This window comes from Acinetobacter sp. ANC 3882 (genome assembly GCF_022549545.1).
Classification (GTDB): domain Bacteria; phylum Pseudomonadota; class Gammaproteobacteria; order Pseudomonadales; family Moraxellaceae; genus Acinetobacter.
In genome coordinates, this window is sequence record NZ_JAKZGB010000012.1 from 90,522 (window position 1) to 97,511 (window position 6,990).

Sequence of the window (6,990 nt, forward strand, 5' to 3'; positions counted from 1 at the left end):
GTGATGCAAATACTTAAACAAATACAAATTCCTTATAGTTTTGCTAAACGACATGGCGTTTTGTTACGTTATGAAGGTGATCAAATTTTTATTGTACGACGCAAGGACACCGCGCGTATTGCTTTGCAGGAAGCTCGTCGAATTTTGGGGAAATCCGCTCATGATCAGTTGTGTACTGATCAAGAGTTTCATGCCTTATTAAGTTCTAGCTATGCAGGGGATACAGGTGAGTCGCAACAAGTTGCGGCAGGCTTGGAAGATCATCCTGATTTGTTGAGTTTGGCAGATCAGGTACCTGAAGCCGAAGACTTGATGGATCAAGAAGATGATGCACCGATTGTTCGTTTAATCAATGCCTTATTATCTGAAGCGATTCGGGTCAGTGCCTCTGATATTCATATTGAAGCTTTTGAGAAAAAGCTCTCAGTACGTTTGCGTGTCGATGGGCAGTTACGTGAAATTGTTCAACCACGCCGTGAATTAGCACCATTGCTGGTGTCACGTATCAAGGTCATGGCTAAACTGGATATTGCTGAAAAGCGTGTACCTCAAGATGGTCGTATTTCATTACGTCTCGCAGGGCGTGAAGTAGATGTGCGTGTCTCGACCTTACCCTCTTCGCATGGAGAGCGCGTAGTTATGCGTTTGCTGGATAAGCAAGCGGGTCGTTTAAACATGACGCATCTCGGTTTAATGCAAAATGACTATGATCGTTTAACGCAATTGGTCCATCGTCCACATGGCATTATCTTGGTCACAGGTCCAACAGGTTCGGGTAAAACCACCACCTTGTATGCGGCCTTGTCCGATTTGAATGACCACACTCGCAATATTTTGACTGCCGAAGATCCGATTGAATATCAATTGGAGGGGATTGGGCAAACACAGGTCAATACCAAAGTGGATATGACCTTTGCGCGCGCATTAAAAGCAATGTTACGTCAAGATCCAGACGTGGTGATGGTGGGTGAGATTCGTGACTTAGAAACTGCGGAAATTGCTGTACAAGCCTCTTTGACGGGTCACTTGGTACTTTCCACACTGCACACCAATACCGCAATTGGGGCAGTAACACGATTAAAAGATATGGGGATCGAGCCTTTCTTATTGGCGAGTTCCTTGATTGGTGTGATTGCACAGCGTCTGGTTCGTACTTTATGTCCGCATTGTGTGACTTGGCGTAAGGCTGATGATTTCGAGCGACAAGTATTCCAGCATCTCAAGGTTGATGAGCATATGGAGTTGCCTGAACCGCATGGTTGTGAAAAATGTTCACACGTTGGTTTTAGCGGGCGAACTGCAATCTATGAGATCGTGCCAGTGGATGAGTCAATGCGCCGTCTCATTCATGGGAATGCAGCTGAATTTGAGTTGGAAAATCATGCGCGTCGTTACGCAGCGTCGATTCGTGATGATGGTTTATTGAAGGTCTTAGCTGGAAAAACCACATTGGAAGAAGTGCTTCGTGTGACCAATGAAGCTGCAGAAGAGTAAGCTTTAAACTTTAAATAAAAAACAGCATGGTCAAACCATGCTGTTTTTTTTGAGAGGGAGGATTATGCAGTGGTCACGATATTGAAAGTCACATCGATATTGCCACGCGTTGCATTTGAATAAGGACAAACAATATGTGCAGCAGCAACCAATTGTTCTGCTTCAGCTTGTTCCATTCCAACTAAATAAACATTCAGTGTTACTTCGATACCAAAGCCATTCGGAATCGGACCAATGCCGACTTCACCCTCAACATAGGCATCTTTCGTAATCTTGAATTTATCTCGATTCGCAACAAACTTCATTGCGCCTAAGAAACATGCAGAATAACCTGCTGCAAACAGTTGTTCTGGGTTGGTTACTGCGCCACCAGCACCGCCCATTTCTTTTGGCACACCTAACTGAACATCTAAAACACCGTCAGAAGACGTTGCACGACCATCACGACCGCCAGTTGCTTTTGCTTCAGCACGATAAACCACTTGTTCTAGAGACATGATTATTATTCCTAAATATTATTGAATGCAATTAAATCGTACACGATATAAGTAAAAATACAAGTTGTTGTTGTGTAAATTTCAAGCTTATTTGTTTAGGTTGCTACGAAGTTCGGAAAGCTGATCTTTTAATGCCAATAATGTTGTAGGTGAGCACGATGCAGCTTGGGCCAATTGATTTGGAATATCAGTGGCTTGTAATTGTAAAGCTTGACCTTGTGCGGTCAGGGTAATAATCACCTGTCGCTCATCTTTACTTGAGCGTTTACGGGTAATCAGGCCAGCTGCTTCAAGTTTTTTGAGTAAGGGCGTGAGTGTAGATGACTCTAGAAATAATCGTTCACCGATGTCTGAAACCGTCAGCTGATCTTTTTCCCATAACACCAACATCACCAGATATTGTGGATAGGTCAAGCCAAGTGGCGCGAGTAATTGGCGATAAACTTGATTCAAGGCAAGATTGGTCGAATAAATCAGAAAACATAACTGATTATCTAATAACAGTTGCGGATGTTCTTCGCCCATGCAGTCCTCAAATGGTAATTGAATAGGATCAGTATATCTTGCTCTGATCGATTACCTAAGCAGTTTACGCATCAATTCAAATGAAAAAAGCATAAGTTGCAAAAACCTATGCTTTCTATAGATAACTTAAATTGAAAATTACCAAAGCTCAGCAATTTTCTTCATTAATCGTGCCCGATAGCGCGCGGTAGGATTGCTGAGATTATTTTGTGCTTCAAGTTCAAAATGTTGTTGCCAAGCTTTGATCATTTCTAGGGTTGTACCTTTTTGCTTAATCACGGCAACATCTTCACGTTGAATATTGTCCAATCTCTGCCTTGCGCCTTCCGCACCGGTTCCCCAGCCAATAATCCATTGCCCGAAAGCATTGAGTGATAAGTTTTGCGGCGTAGACAAAACGCGAGATGATTGAGTGGATTCATTACCATCTACATCCACAGATGTCGCGTGAAGTTGTGCAGCTGTCCCCAAAAAAAAGAAAATAACAATAAATCTAAACATGTATAAAACTTAATAAGAATTAACGGAGGATGTTACATCATGCATAGCCCAAAGTTAGCTGACTTTGTTCTACTATGATCAATAATTTGTATTAAATCATGATTCTATATATCAGACATTTATAAAAGTTGACTATTGCAGTCAGATTGGTCTTGGGTGTTTATATTTTGTACAGTAGAACGTTTAAATCATTCTAAGAGTGAAGCGGAGATTAATAGGCAATAATTTTACGATGCTGCATTAAGGGCATGGCAAGACGAAGCTTGTTTTGTGCTTCAGGGTCAAATTCTGTGCTAATTAAACCGTGTCCATCTGTATCGATACTTTGCAACAGTTGTCCACGGCTATCCGTAATACCTGCATGCCCCCAAGTTTGACGCTGTTCGCCGTGCCAACCTTGCTGAGCGGCACCTAAGACATAACATTGGCTGTCCATGGCGCGTGCTTGTAGTAACAATTGCCAGTGAAGCTGACCTGTGGTGTAAGTAAAGGCTGCAGGAGCCGTTAACATATCTGCACCTTGTTGACGCAGACTTAAAGCAAGTTCAGGGAAACGTAAGTCATAGCAAACCATGAGTCCAATATTGCCAAAAGGTGTTTTTGCGACAACGACTTCATCACCAGGCTCAAAGAACTTTGATTCTTGATAACCCCCTACAGCATCACCGACTTGTACATCAAACAAGTGGATTTTGTCGTAGCGTGCTTCAGTCCCTTCAGGACTAATACATAAGCTGACAGTGCGAACACGGCCATCTTGAATGACCGAGCCATCTGGACGGAAAGGGCATGGGAGTGTACCTGCAACAATCCAGATTTGATAACGATGTGCCAATTGTTCTAAACGCGCTTGAATGACTTCGAACTGTGCTGCGGTTTCACGCTGCTTACCCGCAGCAAAGCAAACAAAATTCTCAGGAAAAACGATCAGCTCGGCTGCCTGAGCCTTACTTTGCTGGATTAATGACTCGATGACATCGAAGTTTGCTTCAATGTCATTTTGAGAATTCATTTGTGCAACAGAAAGTAAGGTCATAGGGAGATCACGATACTGAGTTTAACGATCAAGCGTTTTGTTTTTGTACGTCGAGATTTAAGCAATCTTGCTCTTTTTGCAATTGCTTAACCAGTGGTTCAAACATATTTTGGTTGTTTTCGTTCAAACGCATCAGTGTTTTGTGTGCGTCGAGCACGGTGTTGAGCATTGCACTATGGGTGACTTGCTCTTCTGTAAGTTCCAAAGTACATACACTTGGATCGCCACAGTAGTTTAAAATCACAAACACTTGCCCAAGCCCCATGCTATTGGCCAAGGTCGTAATATCTGGATTTGTCGAGAGCATAACAGCTTGTATGTGATGAACTTGCTTAAGCTTTAAACCTAGTTTTGCCAGTATGCCTAAAACGGTACTGTCAATAAACGTGGTTTCAGTTAAATCAACGATTGCACCAACAACATTCTGCTGCTGTTCAATTCGATTGAGTAATTTGTCTAGACTTATACAAGAGTGAGCACGCACTTCGCCAATAAGCTTGAAAATATGCGTTCCGTTCAAACTTGCATATTCAACATGACCTGTTGACATATAAATGCCATTTTCAGAGAAAGGATATCAAATTATCCCATAGTGATATTGGAGACACAAGTGGTTGAGAGGTGTGATTTAATTAAGATGTTGAATTTAAAGTTAATTCATTCGGCATATGCTTAAAATTGCAATGTCATCAGCCACATGTTCAGGGGCTTTGAATGAGTCATTTTTAAGATGTTCGACCAATTGATTAAACTGATCATTGAGGCCACCATCGAAGGGCTCCAAGGCGCCATCTGAACATAAAATAAACCGTGCATGGCGACTTAATTTACAGTGATGTTCTTCGACTTCAAGCTCCTCAGTCAAGCCAAGTGGGAAGCTACTTGTGGTTAATATCTGAGGCGGTTGATTCGGTTCAAAAATAATAGGGGGAGGATAATGTCCTGCACTTGACCAACGCACTTCATGGGTGACTAGGTTTAAGATCCCAGCAACCATGGTAATGTGTTTTTCAATATTTTCTTGCACCAACATTGCATTAAGCTTTTGAATCAATTGGCTTGGTGTTTTGGAACGACCATGAAAGGCTGCCATCCAAGACGTCAATAAGCTACTGGTGACGCCATGTCCTGAGACATCTGCAAGATAAAACAAAACCTCTTCATCATTTAAGCGCCAATAATCATACCAATCGCCAGACAAGTAAGCAGACGGCTGAAAAAGGGATTCAAACTGATAGTTTGGTAATTCAATTGGGTTTGGTAAAAGACGTTTTTGCAATTCGGCAGCAGATGGTAAGTCTCGACTATCTTGATTACGTTTGTATTGAGCATCTATTTTAAACAAAGAATGAATCGGATTTTTTGGCAAACTATCCCAAATCCAACCGGCTAATGCACCTTGTTCCCATGCTTGCGCTAAGGCTGTACCTTCATGTTCAAATGCAAGCACTACTGTTGGAAGTTTCCACTGATATTTTAAAAAGTCTTGCACATCGGCAATTGCAATGATGGTTTGATCATACAAATCCAAATCATCAATTTGAATGATCTGCAAACTCGGTAACTCAGTTAAAGCTTGATCTAAACAAGGTACGGAACGCGTGGGTTGTATGAAATACATAGATGAATAGTCAATCCTTTGTATGATCATTTAAAATTCATCATAGATGAAACATGACCTTATACATAGTATTGCCAGAGTTTAAATTCTCTGGCAATACATTAGTTTGTAAAACATTATTTTAGCTTAATCATTTATCGTCAGAAGAAGCATCGTCAACATCATCCGCATCGCCAATGAAAGATACATCATTCGCGTCACCGCGTTTCTCTGCAATCTGGAAGGATTTACGCTGTAAATAAAAATCACGGATCATTGAATATTTATCGCCTTTTAAGCTTTCTTCAATATCAAGTATCTGAGAGCGTGCATCAATGGCTTGCAATACATTGGTAGACCAGTAAATTCCATCTTGATCTTCTAATAAGTATTTTTGTGGGCGACCATAGCTATCTGCAGCCAAACCTAAACCATCACGGAAAGTACTTGGCCCAAAAAATGGCAACATCACATAAGGACCAGATGGAACACCATAATAGCCGAGTGTCACACCAAAGCTTTCTTCTTCAGTGGTTAAACCTAAACGACGTGCAGGATCAGCAAAACCTAAAGTTGTTAAGGTATTCAGGGTGAAACGACCTAAGCTTTTTGCCGCGCGGGTCGGTCGGCCTTGGATTAATTGATTGACTGCATTCCAAGGCTCACCTAAGTTTTTACGAAATTGACGATATGGGCTACGTACAGGTTCTGGCACTTTGGCAACATATTGAATCGCAACTGGCTTTAACAGGTTGCGGTCTAACATGTCATTGAATGCATAAATTTGTCGATTCAGTGGTTGTAATGGGTCTTTCACTGAATCTGGCTGTGCTGCATTGGCATTTACTTTTAAATCATTCTTGGTGAGATGTTTTAAATCTTTGATGGCCTGAATTGTTGATATCTTTTGTTCTGCAGTGACTGGAGTTCCTACAGCATTCGCTTGATTGGCTGAATCACTGGTAGGAGCCTCTTGTGCCAATACTGATGAACATGCTCCAGCAGTTAACAACCCAAGCAAGATAAAATTGGAGTAATGCATATAAGTCCTTAATCGCTGTTAGAGCGAAATAATACAGCCATTAAAATGAGTGCGTCACTGAACGCAAAACATAAAGATAAGGCATACAGTTTAGTTGTTCTCTTATTATTAAAACAAATTCGGTCGAAAAATATAAGAAAAATTGTGAATTTGGTTTAAAAATGTTCATTCGAATAAAAAAGATAGTTTAGGGGGTTGCACCTGGTCTGAAATGCTGTAGAATGCACATCCATCGGCGGTGATGCAGATAAAAACTTGTTGAGAAACAAGGATTTGGCTTAAGGGTTAAATTTTT

Annotated in this window: 8 protein-coding genes; 1 reads left to right on the forward strand and 7 read right to left on the reverse strand. The window is 41.3% G+C overall.

The genetic code is table 11. From position 1 onward, the window contains the following. The first annotated feature begins 3 nt into the window (after nucleotides 1–3). Nucleotides 4–1,494, forward strand: a complete 1,491-nt coding sequence (gene gspE / locus MMO42_RS16840) for a type II secretion system ATPase GspE (RefSeq protein WP_241321415.1) — start codon at nucleotides 4–6, stop codon at nucleotides 1,492–1,494. A 62-nt stretch (nucleotides 1,495–1,556) separates the two neighbouring features. Here the strand turns inward: gspE and MMO42_RS16845 are convergent, their stop codons facing one another. From MMO42_RS16845 to MMO42_RS16875, 7 genes are all read right to left on the reverse strand, one after another. Beyond that, entirely contained in the window at nucleotides 1,557–1,991 is a 435-nt protein-coding gene (locus MMO42_RS16845; protein ID WP_241321416.1) for an organic hydroperoxide resistance protein, read from the reverse strand. Nucleotides 1,992–2,078: 87 nt separating this feature from the next. Next, nucleotides 2,079–2,516 (reverse strand): MarR family transcriptional regulator, encoded by a 438-nt coding sequence (locus tag MMO42_RS16850; protein WP_241321417.1) that lies wholly within the window; start codon nucleotides 2,514–2,516, stop codon nucleotides 2,079–2,081. Nucleotides 2,517–2,654: 138 nt separating this feature from the next. Continuing rightward, nucleotides 2,655–3,017 (reverse strand): DUF4951 domain-containing protein, encoded by a 363-nt coding sequence (locus MMO42_RS16855; protein ID WP_005291884.1) that lies wholly within the window; start codon nucleotides 3,015–3,017, stop codon nucleotides 2,655–2,657. A gap of 211 nt (nucleotides 3,018–3,228) precedes the next feature. Beyond that, complete coding sequence (locus MMO42_RS16860; RefSeq protein WP_241321418.1) at nucleotides 3,229–4,053, reverse strand: carbon-nitrogen hydrolase family protein; 825 nt, start codon at nucleotides 4,051–4,053, stop codon at nucleotides 3,229–3,231. Between the two features lie 28 nt (nucleotides 4,054–4,081). Further along, entirely contained in the window at nucleotides 4,082–4,603 is a 522-nt protein-coding gene (gene gigB / locus MMO42_RS16865) for an anti-anti-sigma factor GigB (RefSeq protein WP_005210604.1), read from the reverse strand. Between the two features lie 102 nt (nucleotides 4,604–4,705). Beyond that, nucleotides 4,706–5,674, reverse strand: coding sequence for an RsbU family protein phosphatase GigA (gene gigA, locus MMO42_RS16870; protein ID WP_005291887.1), 969 nt, complete (start codon nucleotides 5,672–5,674; stop codon nucleotides 4,706–4,708). A 130-nt stretch (nucleotides 5,675–5,804) separates the two neighbouring features. After that, nucleotides 5,805–6,695 (reverse strand): VacJ family lipoprotein, encoded by an 891-nt coding sequence (locus MMO42_RS16875; RefSeq protein WP_241321419.1) that lies wholly within the window; start codon nucleotides 6,693–6,695, stop codon nucleotides 5,805–5,807. Between the last annotated feature and the right edge of the window lie 295 nt (nucleotides 6,696–6,990).

Excerpts from the sequence above, each read along its gene's own strand:
- gspE (WP_241321415.1), top strand. The coding sequence starts at position 4 with ATGCAAATACTTAAACAAATACAAATTCCTTATAGTTTTGCTAAACGA.
- MMO42_RS16845 (WP_241321416.1), bottom strand. The coding sequence starts at position 1,991 with ATGTCTCTAGAACAAGTGGTTTATCGTGCTGAAGCAAAAGCAACTGGC.
- MMO42_RS16875 (WP_241321419.1), bottom strand. The coding sequence starts at position 6,695 with ATGCATTACTCCAATTTTATCTTGCTTGGGTTGTTAACTGCTGGAGCA.
- MMO42_RS16850 (WP_241321417.1), bottom strand. The coding sequence starts at position 2,516 with ATGGGCGAAGAACATCCGCAACTGTTATTAGATAATCAGTTATGTTTT.
- gigA (WP_005291887.1), bottom strand. The coding sequence starts at position 5,674 with ATGTATTTCATACAACCCACGCGTTCCGTACCTTGTTTAGATCAAGCT.
- MMO42_RS16860 (WP_241321418.1), bottom strand. The coding sequence starts at position 4,053 with ATGACCTTACTTTCTGTTGCACAAATGAATTCTCAAAATGACATTGAA.
- gigB (WP_005210604.1), bottom strand. The coding sequence starts at position 4,603 with ATGTCAACAGGTCATGTTGAATATGCAAGTTTGAACGGAACGCATATT.
- MMO42_RS16855 (WP_005291884.1), bottom strand. The coding sequence starts at position 3,017 with ATGTTTAGATTTATTGTTATTTTCTTTTTTTTGGGGACAGCTGCACAA.